Here is an 18,984-nt window from a genome sequence, read left to right as displayed (position 1 = left end):
TCCCTTCAACGCTCGATGATTGCTCCCATGGACTGGACCACGATTGACGCCTGCCGCACCAGCACTGAGTTGCCTCGCCCAGTCGAAATTCGCGGGTGGATTCGAACACGACGTGACAGCAAAGGCGGTTTCAGCTTCCTAGAAGTCAACGACGGCACGTCACTGGGCAACCTGCAAGTGGTCGCCCCGGCAGAGCTGGAAAACTATGCCGAAGAAATTCAAAAATTGACGGCCGGATGCAGCGTCGTTGTTCAAGGCGAACTAGTTGAGTCCCCCGCCAAAGGTCAGTCCACCGAACTTCACGCCAGCTCCGTTCGCGTCATCGGCTGGTGCGATGGAGAAACTTACCCGCTGCAAAAGAAACGACACTCGTTCGAAAAACTTCGCGAATGGTCGCACCTGCGTGCCCGCACCAACACGCTGGGTGCGGTGATGCGAGTTCGCAACCGGATCAGCCAATCCATTCACCGCTTCTTCGACGACGAAGGCTTCAACTACCTGCACACACCGATCATCACGGCCAGTGACTGCGAAGGTGCCGGTGAAATGTTCCGCGTCACGACGCTGAACCTCGAAAAATTGGCGGGTTCGAATCGCCCCTTCGACACCAAACAGGATTTCTTCCAGAAACCAACCCATCTGACCGTCAGCGGTCAATTGGAAGCCGAAACCTATGCGACGGCGCTGTCTCGTGTTTACACCTTCGGGCCGACTTTCCGGGCCGAAAACAGCAACACGTCGCGGCACCTGGCCGAGTTTTGGATGGTTGAACCCGAAGCCGCGTTCTACGACCTCAACGACAACATGCAATTGGCGGAAAGATTCCTCAAACGAGTCTTCTCGGACTGCCTCTCGCATTGCGGTGAAGACATGGATTTCTTCAACGAGCGGATCGAAAAAGGAAAAATCGATCAACTGAAATCCGTGATCGAAAAACCGTTCGAACACATGACCTACACCGACGCGGTCGAGCGATTGCTCGCTTGCGATGAAAAGTTCGAATACCCAGTCAACTGGGGCACGGATCTGCAAGCCGAACACGAACGCTACTTGACCAGCGTCGTTGGCGGCCCAGTCATCCTGACTGACTACCCATCCTCGATCAAACCGTTCTATATGCGAGTCAGTGACGACGGCAAAACGGTCGCCGCGATGGACGTGTTGGTCCCCGGCGTCGGCGAAATCATTGGCGGGTCGCAACGTGAAGAACGCCTCGATGTGCTGCAACGCCGCATGGCCGAAGGCGGCTTGGACGAATCCGAATACTGGTGGTACGTCGACCTGCGTCGCTACGGCACCGTGCCCCACGCGGGATTCGGGTTGGGACTGGAACGAGCCGTCCAGTACGTCACCGGCATGGCCAACATTCGCGACGTGATCCCGTTCCCACGCACACCGGGCAACGCCGAATTTTGATGTCCAGTGCCGTTTGCCGCTTGGCACCTTCCCCGACGGGGGCACAACATCTTGGCAACGCGAGAACGTTTCTGATCGCGTACTGGAGTGCACGAGCACAAAACGCTCGTTTGATCTTGCGAATCGAGGACATCGATTCGCCTCGGATCAAACCTTGGGCGACCGAACAAGCCATCACGGATCTGAGATGGCTCGGCATGGACTGGGACGGTGATCCGATCGTTCAAACCGAACGTTCGCCGCTGTACGACGAAGCACGCAACCAATTGATGGACGCCGATCGCGTGTACCCATGCAGTTGCACGCGGCGTGACATCGAAGCCGCCGCCTCCGCGCCCCACGAAAGCGAAGCGTCCGGATGGACACCCGATGCGCCCGTCTACCCTGGCACCTGTGCAAGCTGGAAGAACGGCGATCCGCTGCCCGAAGACAAACCGTTCTGCTTTCGCTTTCGAATGCAAGCGACACCCGATCGTTTCTTCGATCGAGTTCACGGCGAAGTCGCTTGCAATCCCATCCAAGACATCGGTGACTTTCCCATCACGAGAAAAGCCGAATCAGCAGCAGACTGTTTGGCAGCGTATCAACTGGCGGTCGTCGTCGATGACATTGATGCGGGAGTCACGGAAGTGGTCCGCGGTGATGACTTGATTCTCAGCACCTTCCGGCAACTGCAACTCTACGAAGCCCTGGGACATTCGCCACCCAGCCACGCGCATGTGCCACTGGTCACGGGTACCGACGGACGTCGACTCGCCAAGCGTCACGGCGACACACGCCTCTCGCACTTTCGTGAACAAGGCATGCCGCCCGAAACAATTGTCCGCTGGGCAGCGAAGAGTTCGGGACTGTGCCCCGATTCGGATGCCGCGCTTTCAGAAAGGACGCTCGATCAAATCCACCAGCAAATGATCGATCGATTCGACTGGGTTCGCATCCATCGCCAACCAACCGTCGTCGACGACTTCGGCTCCACAACGGACTGACGAAACACCAGAGCATCTTCCACGATCAACTCACATTGCCCCCGTACGATGGACTTCCAAGTCCGTCGACCCCCGATGCTGCCCAAGCGGTTTTGTAATGGTGAAAACCGCGGCTAACGCCGTTCGGCTTATTTTGTCGGCGACCAACTAACCCTGAACCGACACCACAACTCGTCCACGGTGATCACTCTGCCCCCAATTCTTCGCCGTCTTGATCACATCGTCCAGTTGAATCTCGTTGGTCATCGTTTCCAATTTCGCCAGGTCCAAATCTTCAACCAATCGCTGCCAAGCTTCCGAGCGTCGAGGTTGCTTGCACTGAACACTGTCGATTCCAACCAACGTCACGCCTCGCAGAATGAACGGAGCCACAGTGGCGGGAAATTCCATTCCACCAGCCAACCCGCACGCGGTCACAACGCCGTCGTATTGGGTGGACGCACAAATGTTTGCAAGCGTGTGACTGCCGACCACATCCACCGCCCCCGCCCAACGCTCTTTGCCCAGCGGTTTGCCGGGCTCTGAAAAATCGGATCGCGGCAAGACTTCACGGGCACCAAGTTCTTTCAAATAGTCCTCAGCTTCCGGACGTCCCGAAACGGCTGCGACTTCGTACCCCAGCTTGGAGAGCAAACCGATCGCGACGCTACCGACGCCTCCGCCAGCCCCCGTCACCAAGACCGGGCCTTGCTCAGGCGTGACACCGCCACGTTCCAACGCCATCACACACAACATCGCAGTGAAACCGGCCGTCCCGATCGCCATTGATTGACGCAGCGTCAAACCCTCAGGCAATGGCACCAACCAATCGCCGGGCACACGAGCCAATTCCGCGTACCCGCCCCAGTGAGCCTCACCGATTCCGTAGCCCGTTACCAAAACCTCTTGACCGACTTGATAGCGTTCGTCGTCGCTCGATTCGACCACTCCAGCCAAATCGATTCCGGGCACCATCGGGAACGATCGAATCACCGGCATCTTTCCCGTGATCGCCAGCACGTCTTTGTAGTTGAAGCTCGACCAGTGCACCCGAATGGTGACGTTGCCCTCGGGCAATTGCTGCTCATCGAGTTCTCGTAGTTCAGCTCGAATACCCGAGTCGTCCTTTTCGACCAAGACGCCTTTCATCTGTTTGCTTCCTAAATTGTGGGGATTGGTCAGAGGTTTTCACAATGCATTTTGTTCACCAACATCCGCCGTGATTCCGCTCGATGCAACCAGTGGATGAAGCAAGCTGACGATCCGCCGGCACACGCGCCAGTCGCCTCGAAACGATGCAGCATTCGCCAAGCTTGCTCCATAGAGCCCCCCTGCATCGCTAACGCGATTCGCACTGCAAAACACGCTGTTTTTGAAATTCCTCGGCCATCCAAAATGGAAGCGTCCTGCGAGCTGGAATACGATGCGCTGCCTCTCCCTCCCCACTCCTTCCTCGCTCTGATCAATCTCATGCGTCAGCCAATTCTGCTCCAGTGTTTTCTCATCGGCTATTTGTGGTTCGGACACACCGCGGCTGGAGCGGAAGAAACGCCACAACAGTGGAAGGTTAGCGAGCTTCGATTCCAAGTCGAAACGTTGTCAGACAATCCGGTCGACACACCGTTCTCAGCGACCTTCACCAGCGAAGCCGGCCATTCCATCACAGCCCCCGGTTTCTACGACGGCGACCGAACCTATTGCATCCGCTTCACTCCGTCCGTGTCCGGTCAATGGAACTACACGACGACTTCGACCACCCACGAACTGAACAATCAATCGGGCAAACTGACCGTGTCGCCTGCCACTGATCAGCTTCGCGGCGGAATCGAGCTGGATCCAAACAACGATCGTCAGTTTCGATTTCAAAACGGCGATCGCTATTTCCCGATCGCCTTCGAATGCGATTGGTTGTTCGCACTCGACGCTGAGAACGCGGACGACATCCCCAAGACCCGAAAGTTCGTCGACACGCTGGCAGAAAATGGATTCAACCAAGTCGTCCTGAACGTGTTCGCCTACGACGTCAAATGGGCCAAAGCCGATCGCCTGGACGCCAAGTACGAATACGGCAGCCCCAAGGTCTATCCTTTCGCTGGCGACAACGAATCACCCGATCATTCGAAACTCAACATCGAGTACTTTCAACGCCTCGATCGCGTGATCGAATACCTTGATCAAAAGGGCATCGCCGCTCACCTGATGGTCTACGTTTGGAACAAACGTGTGAACTGGCCGGAAGCCAACTCAGTGGCCGACAACCGCTACTTCGATTACGTCGTCCGTCGCTACCAAGCCTACCCGAACCTGATCTGGGACATCTCCAAAGAAGCTCTCGGGTATGGCCACAACGATGTCAACTACATCCACGGCCGCATCGAACGTTTGCGGGATTTGGATGCCTACAAACGTTTGATCACCGTGCATGATTACAGTTATTGCCGACGCTTCGCTGACAAGATCGATTTTGTTTCGGTCCAGCTTTGGCAATCCGAGCTGTACCACGTGATGCGTGACGTCTGCAAAAACATCCCTGGCAAACCAATCCTCAACATCGAACATGGCGGCTACGAGAAAGGCCCGTACGTGGTCTTCAACGGCAACTACACCTCACCGGAGGTCTGCCTGGAACGAGCCTACCAGTGTGTTTTTGCCGGCACGTTCCCAACCCATTATTGGCAAGGCGCTGCATGGAACGTGATCGTTCCTGACGTCACCGAACTCGCCCCCGAAGACCGTCCGCGACTGGACTACTACCGCCACCTGCAAACCCTGGTCGAAAAGTACGACCTCGGCAATCTGATCGCCGGTGACAAACACAGCAACGCCGGCTTCAGCCTCCACAATGGCAAGGGACAAATTCTCTATTACGTCCCCAAAGAAAACGATTTCTTGGGATTGCGACTGCCCAGCGAAGTCCGTGGTCAAACGATGAGTTTGACTTGGTTCAATCCCTTCGACGGCACGTTCAGTGAAACGACCCAGCAGAAGATTGACCAGTGGCCCGCCGTGAAGGTGCCTGGCGAAGATGGATTCCGCATCCTCATTCTGGATCATCCCGACCCGAACCAGTGAAGCCGTGGCCTCACACCGCAACCGGGATTTTCTGCAGGAACTCCAGTGTCGCACTGGCAAACTCCTCTGGATTGTCTTGCGGCACCCAGTGAGAACAATTCTTCATCGGATGCAGTTCGGCGTTTGGCATGTCCTTGACCAACTGCTCCGCGGTGCTGATCGGTTGCCATTTGTCATCTTCGCCCCACAGCAACAACGTCGGCTGCTGCATCTGTCCCAGACGACTGGTCAGGGGAGTGGTGTGGTTGGTGTTCAAGCTCGCCGCGTTGCGAACCAAACTCACGATCCCGTCGCGTTCTTGATAAGGCGTCACGATGCCTTCCTTGAACTCTTCGGTGAGGCGTTCCGGACGCGACAAACCAAACTGAAAACTCTCGACCAACTTTTCGGTCATCTCTTCGGGTTTCATCTTCGCATTGCGGGGATGCCCCAACGCGAGCATCTCGTCGACGGGCCAACTGTCGTAAGCGACACTGTTGGACAACACCATCGACCGAACCAGTTCCGGTTTTCGGTCTGCCAAGATCAGTGCCACACCGCCACCAATGTCATGAGCGACAAAGTGGGCGCTGTCGACATCCAAGTGTTCGAGGAACCGCTCGACGAAGTCAGCCTGGAATTCAATCGAACGATCAAACTGGTCACGGCGATCAGAGTAGCCATAACCGATCATGTCCGGCGCAATCACTCGGTAATGCTGAGAGAGCGTGTCGATCACGTCATGAAACAAAAACGACCACGTTGGAATGCCATGCAACAACAGAAGTGGTTCGCCTTCGCCCACATCGGTGTAGGCGACATTCAGCGGTTCATTGATCACGCCGTCGAGCGAAAGCGTTTGTTGACGTTTACGAAAGTCTTGAATATTCATCGGAGTCTCCGTGGAAAGGAAATGCATGCAAGTTTTTGAATGCGTGTTCAAAAACAAAATGCACAGCGATGACTCAAGTCCGCCAGACCATCGATCCACTCGTTGCCGCCTCAGTGACGGCGAATCAATTCTGTCAGCGTCGTCAGCGTTTGCTTCGCGGCAACCGCGTCGCCACTGACTCGAGCCTGCAACAGTGCCCCATCGCCCAAGGCGACGGTGAGCCGAGCCAACGATTTCGCGGTTGGCTTGGTCGCGATCACACCTGACCTCATCGCTTGTTGATAAGTCTTTGCAAACTCGTTGACCAAACGTTGGGTCGAGTTTGCCATCCGATCCGCGATGGCCGCATTTTTCGGGCCAATCTCGCCGCCGGTGTTGACCAACAAGCATCCGCGATCATCGGGTGCCTTTGCATCCGCTTCCCACCGAGCCACCACTTTCGCGATTCGGTCCAGAGGCTCCCCTTCGCCACGAAGCAAATCGATCACTTCATTGACGCGGTGATCGATGTAGCACTGAATGGCTTTTTCAAAGATGGATTCCTTGTCCCCAAAGGCGTTCACCAAACTTTGGCGACCTTCCCCCGTGGCGGCTTCCAATTCACGAAAGCTGGTTTGATTGAATCCCAATCGCCAAAAAACATCAACGATCGCCAGCAAAGTCTGCTCACGGTCAAACCGACGAGGCCGCCCAATCCGTCGCGGCGATTCATTTTCAACAGGCATGGAATCGGTCTGACGAAGAGTCGAGCTGGACGCGCGAAGAACACACCATTCGTTCGCTACCTTAACCGAATGAAGCGTTCAACCAAAGAGTCACATGTCGCACAGCAATTCGACAAGCTCACGGGCGACGCAAAAACGTCTCAATTTCATATCGAATAGTACAATCGACACCGGCGAAAACGTATTGGAGCACTCTCCATGAAATTCGTCTGAAACGCGGAGAGGCGGAGGAGCGGAGCTTCGCGGAGAAAGGCCTGCGATCAACTTGGTTTGGGTCCGCAGCATCGCTTGTTTGGGCGATGCTGACCGTCAATCAACTTTGCTTCTTGAAATTAGTGAGCAACCAAACATTCAGATTCATCAGTAGCAGATGAGACGAAGTCGGCGATGAACTTCGATCGATGCACCAACAATCACGGCCGCTACTTGATTTGATTCCATCTCAATCACCACCAGCTCAGCACCCTCTTCCTCCAATCTCCGCGAAGCTCCGCTCCTCCGCCTCTCCGTGTTTCAATCTTCTCATCGATCAACCTCGCCCCGTCCCAATTGATCGGCTGTCAAAGCTTCCAACCCATTCTTCGGAAAGACGGCGATGTTTGAATCGAGGCGACTGGGCCGAAGCGTTATCAACTAACGGTCACGCAATGACCACTTTCCCAACCAGCAGGCAATATCAAACGCGGAGTGGCGGAGGAGCGGAGCTTCGCGGAGAGAGGTCAGCGGTCAACTTGGTTTGGGGCCTCCGTATCGGTTGACGATACGGTGCAGCCCGTCGATCAACTTTGCTTCGTGAAAATTGATGAGCAACCCAACATTCAGATTCATCAAACGCAGATACGACAGAGTCTGCGTTTTGTCGATGGGATGGATTTGAGTCTTCGCTTTCAATTCAACGACCACCAACTCTTCCACCAAGAGATCAGCACGAAAAGCACAAGGTTCGTGCAGATCGTCGTACTCAATCGCGACAGGCTTCTCCTCCACGACCGCCAAACCTCGCTTCCGAAGTTCGTATGCCAGACAACGTCGATAAACATGCTCCAAGAGCCCCGGACCGAGTCGGCGATGAACTTCGATCGCGGCACCAATGATTACATCAGTCACTTCATTCGGTTCCATCTCACTCTCCAACGGCTAAGAAAATTCTTCCCCCCAATCTCCGCGAAGCTCCGCTCCTCCGCCACTCCGCGTTTCAATCTTCGCATCAATCAATCACACCACGTTCCAAACGATTGGCCGTAAAAGATCCCAACCCGCCCGTCGGAAAGACGAAAATGTTTGGACCGGGGCGACTGGGTCCAAGCGTCATTCCCTGGCAGTCAAGCAATGACCACACTCCAAACCAGCGGGCTTTTTAAACGCGGAGAAACGGAGGAGCGGAGTTTCGCGGAGAGAGGTCGGCGATCAACTTGGTTTGGGGCCTCCGTATCGGTTGACGATGCGGTGTAGGCCGTCAATCAATTTCGCTTCGTAAGAATGAAGAGCATGCCAATATTCAAATTCATCAAACACAGGTGAGACGAAGTCGGCGATGAAATGCGATCACTGCACCAATGACCACATCAGTCAACTCCATTTGATTCCATCTCAATTACCACCAGCTCAGCCCCCTCTTCCCCCAACCTCCACGAAGCTCCGCTCCTCCGTCACTCCGCGTTTCAACATTCGCATCGCCGCTGATCTGCAATCCCAAAAACAAAAGCAAATAATCCTGCTCTTCCGTGTAAGAATCCCCGACTCAAAGGCGACTAGTTCATCAGAGTCACCGATTCTTTCACTCGCTTCCCATGATCTCTCATGAATCCACGCCAACAGGAACGACAGCTCCAGGTTTGGCTGGAGAAACATCAAGGCTTGTTGGTCAAAGTCGCTCGTTCTTTCGCTAGCAACCGCCATGATCAAGACGACCTGCTGCAAGAGATTGGACTGCAGCTTTGGCGTTCAATTCCAACCCTGAGCCCCAACGTCGCGGAGTCCACTTGGATCTACCGAGTCGCGTTGTACACGGCAATCAGTTGGACTCGCAAAGATTCCAAGCATCAAAACAAGCGACAAACGCTCGCCGAGGAACCGATCACGAAGCAGGCCACCCCGGACCCACGCGTGGATTGGTTGTACGAAAAGATTGCTGAACTGAATCCCATCGACCGTTCGCTCGCCCTGATGATGCTCGATGGCATCCGGCACCGTGAGATCGCCGAATCACTTGGTCTTTCAGAAAACAACGTTGGCGTTCGACTGCATCGCATCAAGAAGCACCTGTCCTCGCTCCTCCACCAGGAAACCACCGATGAACTTTGATGAAATTCAATCGATCTGGAATTCCCAAGCCACGACCAAAGAAACGGTCGAGCGGGAAAGCATTCTGCTTGCAGTCGTCGAGAAAGAACAATTGCTCCGACGCATCACCACCATCACCGACGGAATCATGATCGCAACGCTTTTGTTCGTCGCCGCCATGTTTTTTCGCGATCCTGTTTTGCAGGGCCATGATTTGATTTTGATACTGCCTGGCACCGTGTGCCTCGTCGCCGCCGGCTGGCTTTTGAAATGGCGAATGGATCGGCAACGTCGCCACCTTGGCTTTGAACAATCCTTGTTGGGATTGATCGACAAATCCATCGACGGTCTCGACGACCGCATCGCACACATGCGCAACTTCGTTTGGTGGTTCGCCGTTCCAAATGCACTAGGACTGGTCATCGCCTTGTTCATCATCGATCCCGCCCGGCGGCACTTGCTTTACCTCGTCTTTGGTCCCGCCTTTGTGATTTGCATGGGACTGGCCATTTGGCAGATCAACCGAGAAATCCGCTCGCGGCTCTTACCTGAAAAACAACGCTTCCAAGAACTGCGAACTCAGTTCACAAAAGAGCAATGAAACTGATTCGTGTTCAATCTCACGCATTCAACAATCACTTTGCGCACGAACGTCGAATCTTGACCGGATCGCTGGCTTAGATCTCAGGCTTCTCACCCTTGAGTTTCGATTTCTTGGCCTTCAACCCAGGAATGCCGGTTAAACGAACAATCGGAGATCTTTCCGTCAGGAGAGTCACCTCACTCGCCACAACAACATCGGTGAACTGGCTGCTCAACATCCAACTGTTGTCATTCGCGGGAACTTCGACTCGCACCGTGATGAAGGCTGTCTCTTCGGTTATCTCTGCGGGGGTAACAGTCACAGCAGTGTTTGTTAGACCCGCCGCTTCGATGAGAGCATAAGCTTCCCATTCGGCTTCGGTCACCGTCGCGCCAGGAACCATCGCGCATCGCGCCGCTTCATAGGCTGCAGTGTCAGCGGTGTGTTGCAGCATCAGAATCCGCGAGATTTCAACCATCGCCGTCAAAAACAACATAATGACAGGCAACACAACTGCGAACTCAACCAATGCAGCTCCCTGCCTTGGTACGCGCCGTTGTGCTTTGATTTGACGAGCCTGGGATGCCATGACTAAAACGTGATCAATGTGGGGAGGCTTTTGGCGATCTTACGAAACGCCTCTGTCAACTGTTGCGAATCCTTGGCGTGAAAATGCTGCCCTCCTCCTGAGACCGCGACCTTTTCCATTTCTTGGACATTCGCTTCATCAGAAAAGGTCACCGTGAAAATCATGATCTTTTCGTTAGCAACCTGCTGGGCAGCAGGAATGGGTTCAATTCCTGTGTTGTGAATCCCATCACTCATCACAATCAGGACCCGCGAAGCCCACGACCTCGCGAGCTTCTTGTCACCGAGCGTCGCTCCGCCCTCAAGAATTCCCGATCCAATATTGGTTGCCCCACCTTTGAATTTGGTGGAGTGTGCGTTCATAGCCGCTCTGATCTCTGTGTAGTCGCCCGTCAACTTCACGTCAGCTTTTGACTTGTCACTGTAGGTACTCAGCGACACTCGCTCGTCGTGGCTGGAATCTTCCATGATGTCTAGGAATCCGTTGACTGCCGCGACGGTGTCGAGCCATCTGGCATTCTCGGGGACCGCATGCCCCATCTTCCACCCGGGCGGCGCCGACGATGGTGAACCGTTCTTTGCCACCTCATCATGCGAAAACGCCATCGATCCGGAACGGTCAAGAACGATCGCGATGTCCAGTTCGACCTGGGTGGCGACCGCTTGCTTGATCGGCCGAAATTCGATCGGTACCCCCATGGTCGGAAACAGCATTGGAACATCATCCGCACCAAAAGCGCGAAGACTGACCGAGTTCACCTTTTTGTCAGGAGTGAACTCGTAACGTCTGTTTTCCTCTGTTCGGTTCGACTTTCCAAAGATGATATCGGCATCTCCAATCGACAACGTTCGATCGAGATAGGGGTTGGCTTCCAACAGTCGCTCTGCCGCTTCAATCGCCTCGGCTTTGTCACCCGTCACAGCGAGAACCCGGCCTGCGGCGCGTGTCGCAAGATCCGTTGAAATCTGCAGTTCCGTCCGCGCCATTTCCATGTAAACGACGTTAATGCAATAAGCCGCCACAGCTAGCATCACCGGCAACAAAATCACGAGCATGACGACCGTCGTGCCGCTTCGACTTCTCAATCTGGCTTTGTCAACAACGTTCAGGGTGAAGCGACCGCCCTGCGATTCATTGCAAGCTGAGTTAGCATCAATATTGGCAAGCATCGATCAATACTCCGCCATGATGGAAACGGATTCTGACAACGTCTTGCCCCGGTAAAACCAAGCTCCAACAATTGCGTTGGACTCTGCTTTCATGCTAACGTTCGTTGTGACCAACTCGCCATAGATTGCGTCTCTTGGATCGGCTGGAGTGCAAGTGAACGTGTAACCTCGGATGCCGCGGCCAAGCAAAAAGACATCGCATTGATCCTGAACCATCTGGCTGTCGACACCAGGAACGATGGCCAACCGTGCGCACTCGTAAGCTGCAAGCTTCAATGACTGACGCAGATAGATCATGCGACAAGTTTCCAACGTCCCCAGTGTGATCACCAGTAGAACTGGCAAGCACATCACGAACTCCATCAACGCGGCCCCGCGTTTGGCTCGAATGATCTGATCATGCTTCATGATGTGGTGCCCAACCAATCAGGAGTTGCTAAGTGCCCGCACAAAGTTGCGGGTTCCTTCGCCACTGAAAAGCTATGTCACGAAGCGATAAAAATGCGGAGAAAGCAGAGGACCAACACAGACACTTTCAAATCGCCACCCAGCTGTATCGATTGCAGCGTCTCCCAATCCCTGTCCGCTCAACATGAGCACGCCCAGTCACACTGAGCGGGTTCGTGTGATGCTCCGAACCCTTCGGTCAGCCGCAAGCAATGCGGTTAAACGCAAACTCGTTGCAACTGAAACTTGGAAACCGTTGCCGCTCAAACACTCGCACCGGTCAGTCGCGTCAAGACTTTGAGTACCGCTTCGACGCTCGACAAATTGGCCGTTTCAGTTTGGGTGTGATAGGACGACGTCGGCAACTGCAGCGTTGTTCCGGTCACGTCACCGCTGGTTGCGTCAATCAATCGTCCGAGTTCTGTTCGGCCGATGGAGCTTTGCTTCTCACGTGTCTTGTTCAGCTCGATCACGTACTCGTCTTTGAATCGATGCGTCACCTTCAATTGATCGCAGACCTCTCTGAGTTCGTCCGTGACGGTGGGTTCAAACTCGGCGACCGAATCGCGATTGCGAAGCACCACTTCTTGAGCGTTCAAATCCTCCTGCGTCGGGAACGGACTGGTGTCCAACACGATCAGTCGTTGTGTCTTCAAATCAAAACGCTGGAACCACTCCGCGACGTATCGATAGCTGCGGCCGCACTCTTCGCCCGCGGTGAAGAATGCCGTTCCGCGAAAACCTCGACGGATCATTTCGATCAAAATGGCGACTGACACGACGTTGTCGAGTTGAGCGGAAATCTGCCCGTCTTCTTCCCGCAGTCGATCCACAAACGAAATCGGTGTTCCCGGTTGCAAGAAGTCGAGCCCGTCGATGTCGAAGATCAAGTTCTTGCGACGCGGACAGATGAACGATTCCGTGATCGTCCCCTGTCCCAAATAGGATCCCGCGTACGGCGTGTGCGCTTGCACGCGTTGTCCACGAAAACGACCAGCGATCAATTCCATGAACTGTTCCGAGATCGAATCCCCGTTCAGCTCCCCACGGTTTCCAGCGATGAATGCCGCGTACTGAAACTCCCGTGGCCCCGTGCACAGCAACCCGTGACGATCGACGTGAGCGGACAGGTAATTGCTTTCTGGTTCGCTGCCTTGAGCGACCAGCAACCCGTGATAACGCGTGATCGTGACCGGGAATTCTTCCAACTCACGCCGCAAGACACGAAAAAAAGCATCTTCCACTCCGACAACCGACGGTTCACGAATGAGAGCCCGTAGCAGATGCAAGAAACCTTGAAGCGAGTCGTTGGAGCGTTTCATGAGGCGAGCTGGTTGGGTGGATGCAGGCCCGGTTCGAAAGCCTGCGAGAACAAGATGTGGGACGATTGGAGGAGGCTATAAGCCGATCCAGCCTGCCGCACAATGGCACCTTTCAAAAAAGAGAAACCGCCCCGCCGCATCCGCTTCGCACCGACTCCGCAAAGCAAGCTCAACGTGCCTCCCACCAATCCGCATAAGGGCTGTTTTGCACCAATTTTCGGTTGTGATCGATGTCATCGCCCCACCACGTCGGTCCTCGCTCACCCAGCTTGATCTTCGCCTTGTTCACTGCGTCGCGAGCCGTTCGCAGCGCGTCGTCATCGCCGGATGCCTTGGCCGCCTTCACGTCTCGCCGAGCTTTCATCAGTTCGCGGACGTGGCGTTGGCGTTCCAGCTCACTCAAGTTCGGATTGGTACATCGCCACAATCGTTGCTGGTGAACAAAGTATCGACCGTCGGGTGTTACTGGATACTTCACAGCGACACCACTCACGCACTCGCGACCACGGCGGCTCCACACTGGTCACACAGACAATCCGAGCTCGTCGTTTCGCTGACGCCAAAGTGCTCACGGAGCAACTCCCAACGACACTTCGATGACTCGGCAAACTCCACCATCTCGCGCAACGCCACCTGACGATCCTCCGATCTCACTCGAGTCGCTTCCTCCAACCGATCCGCGACACGGTGCTCGAGCTCGTCCGCAATCAAACGCCATCGCCCGCGTCCGGCTGGTGCAACGATGCCGCGAGACGACAACAACTGAAAACAGTTCTTCAACGTGACCCGGCCGAGCGGACTGATCGGTGCCAGCTTCGACAAAGCCACCTCGCCATCTTCGCCCAACTCGTGAACCCCGCGAACCAACGTGTGATGCGCCGTCATGATCTTGCTCGCAGCCATCATCCCGCCCGCAAACATCTTCCGCAGGTCCACATCGGACGGATCGTACAGCAGTGTGCAACGCGATCGCTTGCCGTCTCGCCCGGCTCGTCCCATCTCTTGGTAGTACGACTCCAACGATCCAGGCAACTCAACATGGATAACTTGTCGGAGGTCATGTTTGTCGATGCCCAACCCAAACGCATTGGTCGCAAACATCACGCTCGGACGGCCGTTCATGAACTCTTCTTGAGCGGCGGCTCGATCGGCCTTTCGCATTTTGCCGTGGTAGCACAACCCACCGAAGGACTTCGCCAACTGGTCAGCCGTCTTGGTCGTTCCGCAATAAACAATCGCCGGCTCGGTGCGTTCCAGCATGCCTTCGATCTCGAGAGCCCGGTGCAACTGTTTCAGTTTGTCTTCCGCCGAATAGCAACGAACAACTTCGATCCGGAGATTGGGTCGGTCGATTCCAGTTCGCACAATGGTTGGATCATTCAAACGCAGCGAGCATCGGACTTCATCCAAGGTTCGTTCCGATGCGGTTGCGGTGAGAGCAGCCAACGGCGGATTCCCCAAACGTTCGCGAATGGATGGCAGGCACAAATAATCCGGGCGAAAATCGTGCCCCCATTGGCTAACGCAGTGAGCCTCATCGACGACCATCAACCCGACTCCCACACCGGCCAGCAATTCGCAGATATCAGTTTTCTGCAATCGTTCGGGTGTCGTGAGAACGAACTTGACCTTTCCCGCGGCAATCTTCGACCGCGCGGACTCAATTTGCTTCTTTGTACGCGTGCTGTTGAGCACCACGGTTGGCTGACCAGCCTTCTTCAGATGTTCCGCTTGATCTTTGGCAAGCGAAATCAACGGGCTGACGACCAATGTCACTCCATCACGGAGGATGCCAGGCAGCTGATAGCACAGGCTCTTACCGGCCCCGGTTGGCATCAACACGATCGTGTCTTTGCCAGCCACGATCGACTCGCATGCCTCGCGTTGACCGTGACGAAAGGATTGGAACCCGAAGCAACGGTCCAGGTGAGCGAGTAGATCCATCGTAGAACAGTCGTGCGGCGGGCGGCGATTTGAACGCCGACGAGCGGCACGTGATGGGCCAGCATCGCAAAGCTCGTGCCAACCCAGCGGCAGCGGACCGTCCTTTTCTTTGGCTGAACCGCACCGCCGCCTGTTCCTCCCGCTAACCTTTCTGCAGAGCGTTGACGGCAGCGGTAGAACTGCGACGAGAAGAATCGCACGGCAATCGCACAAAACCACAACGCACAAACGACAGTCTCCCCAACCCGGCTCACTTCATGACCGAATCTTCTCCTCGCAGCGAACGCATCTTGGTTTGCGGTGCCACCGGCTATGTCGGCGGACGGCTGGCCAGACGGTTGCTGGAAGAGGGCTACCGGGTGACTTGCCTGGTTCGAAGTCCCGAAAAACTGACCAAGTTTTCGTGGGGTCAACACGAGCGTCTCACGGTTGTAAAAGGCGAACTGGAAGACACCGAGGCCACTCGGCGTGCTCTCGAAAACATCGACTTCGCGTACTACCTCGTGCATTCGATGCAGTCCGCCAAAGGCGAATACGCTCAGCGAGACCGTGAACTGGCGACCGGGTTCCGCGACACCGCCCAAACTTCTTCGTGTCGTCGAATCATCTATCTCGGTGGTCTGGGCGAGTTGGGTGCCGACCTTTCCGAACACCTCGACAGTCGACACGAAGTCGGCGAAATCCTGCAATCCGGCCGCGTCCCCACCACGGTGTTCCGAGCCGCGATGATCATCGGTTCCGGGTCCGCGTCCTTTGAAACGCTGCGTTACCTCGTCGAACGTTTGCCGATCATGGTCACTCCCAAATGGGTCAAAACAGAAACCCAGCCCGTCGCGATTCGAGATGTCTTGCGTTACCTCGTCGCTTGCTTAGGCGTGGAAGAGACCGCCGGCCGCACGTTGGACATTGGTGGCCCCGACGTCATGTCGTATCGCGATGTGATGCAGGTGATGGCAGAAAAACTGAAACTCCGTCGAAGAATCATTTTGCCGGTCCCCGTTCTGACTCCTTACCTCAGCAGTCTGTGGATTGGTTTGGTGACGCCGGTCAGCAGCAGCATCGCCCGACCGCTCTCAGAAGGATTGAAGAATCGCACCGTTTGCCGGAATGACGACGCCGTGCGATTGATGCCTGGTGACTGCCTCGGGATTGAAGCCGCCATCGAAGCAGCGTTGGGTAAAACACAGCAAGGCGATATCGAAACACGCTGGTCGACGGCGGGCAAAATCCCCGGCGATCCGGATTGGTCCGGGGGAACGACGCTGACCGACCGCCGCGAGATCACGGTCCAAGGATCGGTCGAGCAAACCTTCGCGGAAATTCGGTCGATCGGTGGAGCCAATGGTTATTGGGGCGCCGGGTTCCTCTGGCAAGTTCGCGGTTGGATGGATCAAGCAATCGGCGGGCCCGGTCTGCGACGTGGCCGCCGCCATCCGCGTGATTTGCACTACGGCGAAGCGGTCGACTTTTGGCGTGTCACCAAACTGGTTCCCAACGAACGTCTGACATTGCGAGCCGAAATGAAGCTGCCCGGCGAAGCAGAACTCGACTTCCAATTGGAACCGTCTTCTGCCGAAACAACGCAAGTGGTCATGACAGCCAGATTCCGCCCCAAAGGTTTGCTGGGACTGGCGTACTGGTACGCGGTGTTGCCGCTGCACGGTTTGGTCTTCCCCGTCATGCTCCGCGGAATCGCGAAGAACGTTCAGCGGTAGAGTCCTCGCTCCACCTAGCCGGCCATCTATGGTTCCTTGGCAGACAAATCGCTTTCCGATTTGTTGCCATCGATCAATCGCAGAGAAAAGGCTACCTGATGTCCCGTCGAAAAATCATGACTGTCGCGACCATTGCCGCTTTGGTCACCGGCGGAGTCTTCTTGCTGAGCCGAACCACACGAGCGGGTTACGAATCCGCGGAATACAAAGTGGTCGAATCCGACGGTGAGTTCGAAATTCGCGAGTATCCGGATCTGATGCTGGTCGCCACGAAGACCAAAATCGATGCTCAAGGCCGCGACGGTAGCTTCATGAAGCTGTTTCGTTACATCTCAGGAGCCAACGAAGCTGAGCAAAAGATCTCGATGACGACTCCCGTCTTCATGGAAAACGACAAGGCTGATTCGGAAGTCCAGATGGGGTTTGTGATGCCCAAAGAAGTCGCGGTGGAAGGCGTTCCCTCGCCGACCGGCCCCGATGTCGATGTCCGCAAACGAGCCGGTGGACGCTTCGCCGTGATTCGGTTCGCTGGCAAGTTGGACAAAAAGCTCGCGAAGGAATCCGAAGCCAAACTACGAGCCTGGATGGAAACCAAAGGCCTGACCGCCGCAGTCAGCGAAGACACCGAGTCAAGCCAAACCAGCGGAGTCGAAGCGGCATCCTACGATCCCCCCTTCACCCCCGCCCCCCTGCGTCGCAACGAAGTTCTGATTCGGTTGAAGTGAACCTCGTTTGTCTGACCGCGTCTCGATTCGATTGAACATCCGTGCAAGCGAACCTCGACGCAGCAATCGGATCGTTCCAACGCCTCAATCAATCCAAGCGGCTACAGCCGAATCTCAAACATTCCGCCGATGCCTCCGTTCGAATCCATGACCGGAAAGAATCGAACGTTGTGATCGGACGTTTCAGTTCGATCAATCGCCGATGCAGCCACGTACGCCAACCACCATCCAAGAGCAACCTGCGATGGATAGTGTGCCTCGTCGTTGACTCGCGAAAGAGGACCAAGCAGCGATCCCGCATAGAAGCTTGCCTTCAGCACAGGACGGTCTGTCATCTTTGCTGCGTTGATGAACGGAAGCGCTGACATGAATGCATGGCCGCTCACACCGTTGTTGTCTTGGAATGGCAGCCAGCGAGAACCACGGTCCAACTCTCCAGGTCGAGAACCACCGGTCAGTCGCTGAGCAACCATCAACGGTGGAGCACCAACCAGAAACGAACGCATCGATCGTTCTCCCCAACGACCAGTCGTAACCAGCAAGGGCGACTCATCAAAGAATTCGCCCGCTGCCCAAACACTGGCGAAGATCGGCAACGAATAAACACCGTTGCCGAGCTCTTTATCCGCGTGCAGAAACTCTGACCAGTCATCGCTGGTCGCTCCGCGAACGCTGCCTTGAAAGTGTCGATGCAATTCGTCATCGAGTTGCGTGTTGGCAACGGCAGCCCCCAGCAGGAAGCCGCCAGTCAGCAATCCAAACGATTCCAGATCATAAAAATGCTGGTGATCCATTTGGATTCTCTGCCACAACGACTCGCGTTGGAACTCGTCTGCTTCGAGGTGACCCGACCAATCTTCGGTGGCCCCGAACGCCGGATCATCCAACAACAGTGAATCGTCCCAGATCGCCGCGTGCGAAACCAATCGTGTTGGCGGAGATTGCCCGATGAAAAACGGCTCGTCCGCTTGAACCGAAAGCGATCCGAGGGCGGCGACCAGCAAGCTGATGCTCGCCGCAAAACACTTTGGGTTCAGAAGGTCAAAAATGGAACAAATCACCTGAAGCACCTTGAAGGGAAGCGTGTCACAACGCCTCCATTTACGAATCCTTTAGTTTTAAAAACAAGACGAATCCCAATGCGAAACGGGATTGCCA

General features: G+C 55.4%; 18 protein-coding genes. 7 read left to right on the top strand and 11 right to left on the bottom strand.

The genetic code is table 11. From position 1 onward, the window contains the following. Positions 1–27: 27 nt before the first annotated feature. A complete protein-coding gene (asnS, locus tag RB_RS27515) occupies positions 28–1,416 on the top strand; it encodes an asparagine--tRNA ligase (protein ID WP_007337912.1) in 1,389 nt (462 codons plus the stop codon). Next, positions 1,416–2,402: a tRNA glutamyl-Q(34) synthetase GluQRS gene (gene gluQRS, locus RB_RS27510; protein WP_164922628.1), complete on the top strand. Its 987-nt coding sequence runs from the start codon at positions 1,416–1,418 to the stop codon at positions 2,400–2,402. The genes asnS and gluQRS overlap by 1 nt, the downstream gene beginning before the upstream one ends. Before the next feature lie 147 nt (positions 2,403–2,549). Here gluQRS and acuI read toward each other — a convergent pair whose 3' ends face one another. Beyond that, a complete protein-coding gene (gene acuI, locus RB_RS27505) occupies positions 2,550–3,530 on the bottom strand; it encodes an acrylyl-CoA reductase (NADPH) (protein WP_011124125.1) in 981 nt (326 codons plus the stop codon). 321 nt (positions 3,531–3,851) lie between these two features. Here acuI and RB_RS27500 point away from each other — a divergent pair, with 321 nt between their 5' ends. Beyond that, positions 3,852–5,453, top strand: a complete 1,602-nt coding sequence (locus tag RB_RS27500; protein ID WP_164922627.1) for a DUF5060 domain-containing protein — start codon at positions 3,852–3,854, stop codon at positions 5,451–5,453. 10 nt (positions 5,454–5,463) lie between these two features. On the opposite strand, the gene RB_RS27495 is transcribed toward RB_RS27500, so the two are convergent. The 3 genes from RB_RS27495 to RB_RS27485 form a co-directional block, all read right to left on the bottom strand. After that, positions 5,464–6,324 (bottom strand): alpha/beta fold hydrolase, encoded by an 861-nt coding sequence (locus RB_RS27495; RefSeq protein WP_011124123.1) that lies wholly within the window; start codon positions 6,322–6,324, stop codon positions 5,464–5,466. 110 nt (positions 6,325–6,434) lie between these two features. Continuing rightward, on the bottom strand, positions 6,435–7,049 hold the full coding sequence (locus RB_RS27490) for a TetR/AcrR family transcriptional regulator (protein ID WP_011124122.1): 615 nt from the start codon (positions 7,047–7,049) through the stop codon (positions 6,435–6,437). 726 nt (positions 7,050–7,775) lie between these two features. Continuing rightward, complete coding sequence (locus RB_RS27485; RefSeq protein ID WP_231846053.1) at positions 7,776–8,156, bottom strand: GxxExxY protein; 381 nt, start codon at positions 8,154–8,156, stop codon at positions 7,776–7,778. Positions 8,157–8,849: 693 nt separating this feature from the next. Here RB_RS27485 and RB_RS27480 point away from each other — a divergent pair. Together RB_RS27480 and RB_RS27475 are read left to right on the top strand one after the other, a co-directional pair. After that, positions 8,850–9,353, top strand: a complete 504-nt coding sequence (locus RB_RS27480) for an RNA polymerase sigma factor (RefSeq protein ID WP_011124116.1) — start codon at positions 8,850–8,852, stop codon at positions 9,351–9,353. Beyond that, positions 9,343–9,933: a hypothetical protein gene (locus RB_RS27475; protein WP_011124115.1), complete on the top strand. Its 591-nt coding sequence runs from the start codon at positions 9,343–9,345 to the stop codon at positions 9,931–9,933. Before RB_RS27480 ends, RB_RS27475 begins: the two co-directional genes overlap by 11 nt. A gap of 76 nt (positions 9,934–10,009) precedes the next feature. Here RB_RS27475 and RB_RS27470 read toward each other — a convergent pair whose 3' ends face one another. The 6 genes from RB_RS27470 to RB_RS27445 form a co-directional block, all read right to left on the bottom strand. Continuing rightward, complete coding sequence (locus RB_RS27470; protein ID WP_011124114.1) at positions 10,010–10,504, bottom strand: TadE/TadG family type IV pilus assembly protein; 495 nt, start codon at positions 10,502–10,504, stop codon at positions 10,010–10,012. A gap of 2 nt (positions 10,505–10,506) precedes the next feature. Then, a complete protein-coding gene (locus tag RB_RS27465; protein ID WP_011124113.1) occupies positions 10,507–11,673 on the bottom strand; it encodes a vWA domain-containing protein in 1,167 nt (388 codons plus the stop codon). Between the two features lie 3 nt (positions 11,674–11,676). Continuing rightward, on the bottom strand, positions 11,677–12,081 hold the full coding sequence (locus RB_RS27460) for a TadE/TadG family type IV pilus assembly protein (RefSeq protein WP_164922624.1): 405 nt from the start codon (positions 12,079–12,081) through the stop codon (positions 11,677–11,679). Between the two features lie 302 nt (positions 12,082–12,383). Further along, entirely contained in the window at positions 12,384–13,442 is a 1,059-nt protein-coding gene (locus tag RB_RS27455; RefSeq protein WP_007331752.1) for a zinc-binding metallopeptidase family protein, read from the bottom strand. 169 nt (positions 13,443–13,611) lie between these two features. Continuing rightward, positions 13,612–13,845, bottom strand: coding sequence for a hypothetical protein (locus RB_RS27450; RefSeq protein ID WP_164922623.1), 234 nt, complete (start codon positions 13,843–13,845; stop codon positions 13,612–13,614). Between the two features lie 86 nt (positions 13,846–13,931). After that, positions 13,932–15,386, bottom strand: coding sequence for a RecQ family ATP-dependent DNA helicase (locus tag RB_RS27445; RefSeq protein WP_164922622.1), 1,455 nt, complete (start codon positions 15,384–15,386; stop codon positions 13,932–13,934). A 257-nt stretch (positions 15,387–15,643) separates the two neighbouring features. Between RB_RS27445 and RB_RS27440 the strand changes: the two genes are divergently transcribed. After that, positions 15,644–17,101 (top strand): SDR family oxidoreductase, encoded by a 1,458-nt coding sequence (locus tag RB_RS27440; protein ID WP_011124107.1) that lies wholly within the window; start codon positions 15,644–15,646, stop codon positions 17,099–17,101. A 98-nt stretch (positions 17,102–17,199) separates the two neighbouring features. Continuing rightward, positions 17,200–17,826, top strand: coding sequence for an SOUL family heme-binding protein (locus tag RB_RS27435; RefSeq protein WP_011124106.1), 627 nt, complete (start codon positions 17,200–17,202; stop codon positions 17,824–17,826). A gap of 101 nt (positions 17,827–17,927) precedes the next feature. On the opposite strand, the gene RB_RS27430 is transcribed toward RB_RS27435, so the two are convergent. Continuing rightward, positions 17,928–18,887: a hypothetical protein gene (locus RB_RS27430; RefSeq protein ID WP_231846050.1), complete on the bottom strand. Its 960-nt coding sequence runs from the start codon at positions 18,885–18,887 to the stop codon at positions 17,928–17,930. Between the last annotated feature and the right edge of the window lie 97 nt (positions 18,888–18,984).

The sequence above is a fragment of the Rhodopirellula baltica SH 1 genome (assembly GCF_000196115.1).
Taxonomy (GTDB): domain Bacteria; phylum Planctomycetota; class Planctomycetia; order Pirellulales; family Pirellulaceae; genus Rhodopirellula; species Rhodopirellula baltica.
This window is presented reverse-complemented; position numbering and strand designations above follow the sequence as displayed.

What these genes read in the sequence shown, in the direction of transcription:
- asnS (WP_007337912.1), top strand. Translation starts at nt 28, where the DNA reads ATGGACTGGACCACGATTGACGCCTGCCGCACCAGCACTGAGTTGCCT.
- gluQRS (WP_164922628.1), top strand. Translation starts at nt 1,416, where the DNA reads ATGTCCAGTGCCGTTTGCCGCTTGGCACCTTCCCCGACGGGGGCACAA.
- acuI (WP_011124125.1), bottom strand. Translation starts at nt 3,530, where the DNA reads ATGAAAGGCGTCTTGGTCGAAAAGGACGACTCGGGTATTCGAGCTGAA.
- RB_RS27500 (WP_164922627.1), top strand. Translation starts at nt 3,852, where the DNA reads ATGCGTCAGCCAATTCTGCTCCAGTGTTTTCTCATCGGCTATTTGTGG.
- RB_RS27495 (WP_011124123.1), bottom strand. Translation starts at nt 6,324, where the DNA reads ATGAATATTCAAGACTTTCGTAAACGTCAACAAACGCTTTCGCTCGAC.
- RB_RS27490 (WP_011124122.1), bottom strand. Translation starts at nt 7,049, where the DNA reads ATGCCTGTTGAAAATGAATCGCCGCGACGGATTGGGCGGCCTCGTCGG.
- RB_RS27480 (WP_011124116.1), top strand. Translation starts at nt 8,850, where the DNA reads ATGAATCCACGCCAACAGGAACGACAGCTCCAGGTTTGGCTGGAGAAA.
- RB_RS27475 (WP_011124115.1), top strand. Translation starts at nt 9,343, where the DNA reads ATGAACTTTGATGAAATTCAATCGATCTGGAATTCCCAAGCCACGACC.
- RB_RS27470 (WP_011124114.1), bottom strand. Translation starts at nt 10,504, where the DNA reads ATGGCATCCCAGGCTCGTCAAATCAAAGCACAACGGCGCGTACCAAGG.
- RB_RS27465 (WP_011124113.1), bottom strand. Translation starts at nt 11,673, where the DNA reads ATGCTTGCCAATATTGATGCTAACTCAGCTTGCAATGAATCGCAGGGC.
- RB_RS27460 (WP_164922624.1), bottom strand. Translation starts at nt 12,081, where the DNA reads ATGAAGCATGATCAGATCATTCGAGCCAAACGCGGGGCCGCGTTGATG.
- RB_RS27455 (WP_007331752.1), bottom strand. Translation starts at nt 13,442, where the DNA reads ATGAAACGCTCCAACGACTCGCTTCAAGGTTTCTTGCATCTGCTACGG.
- RB_RS27445 (WP_164922622.1), bottom strand. Translation starts at nt 15,386, where the DNA reads ATGGATCTACTCGCTCACCTGGACCGTTGCTTCGGGTTCCAATCCTTT.
- RB_RS27440 (WP_011124107.1), top strand. Translation starts at nt 15,644, where the DNA reads ATGACCGAATCTTCTCCTCGCAGCGAACGCATCTTGGTTTGCGGTGCC.
- RB_RS27435 (WP_011124106.1), top strand. Translation starts at nt 17,200, where the DNA reads ATGTCCCGTCGAAAAATCATGACTGTCGCGACCATTGCCGCTTTGGTC.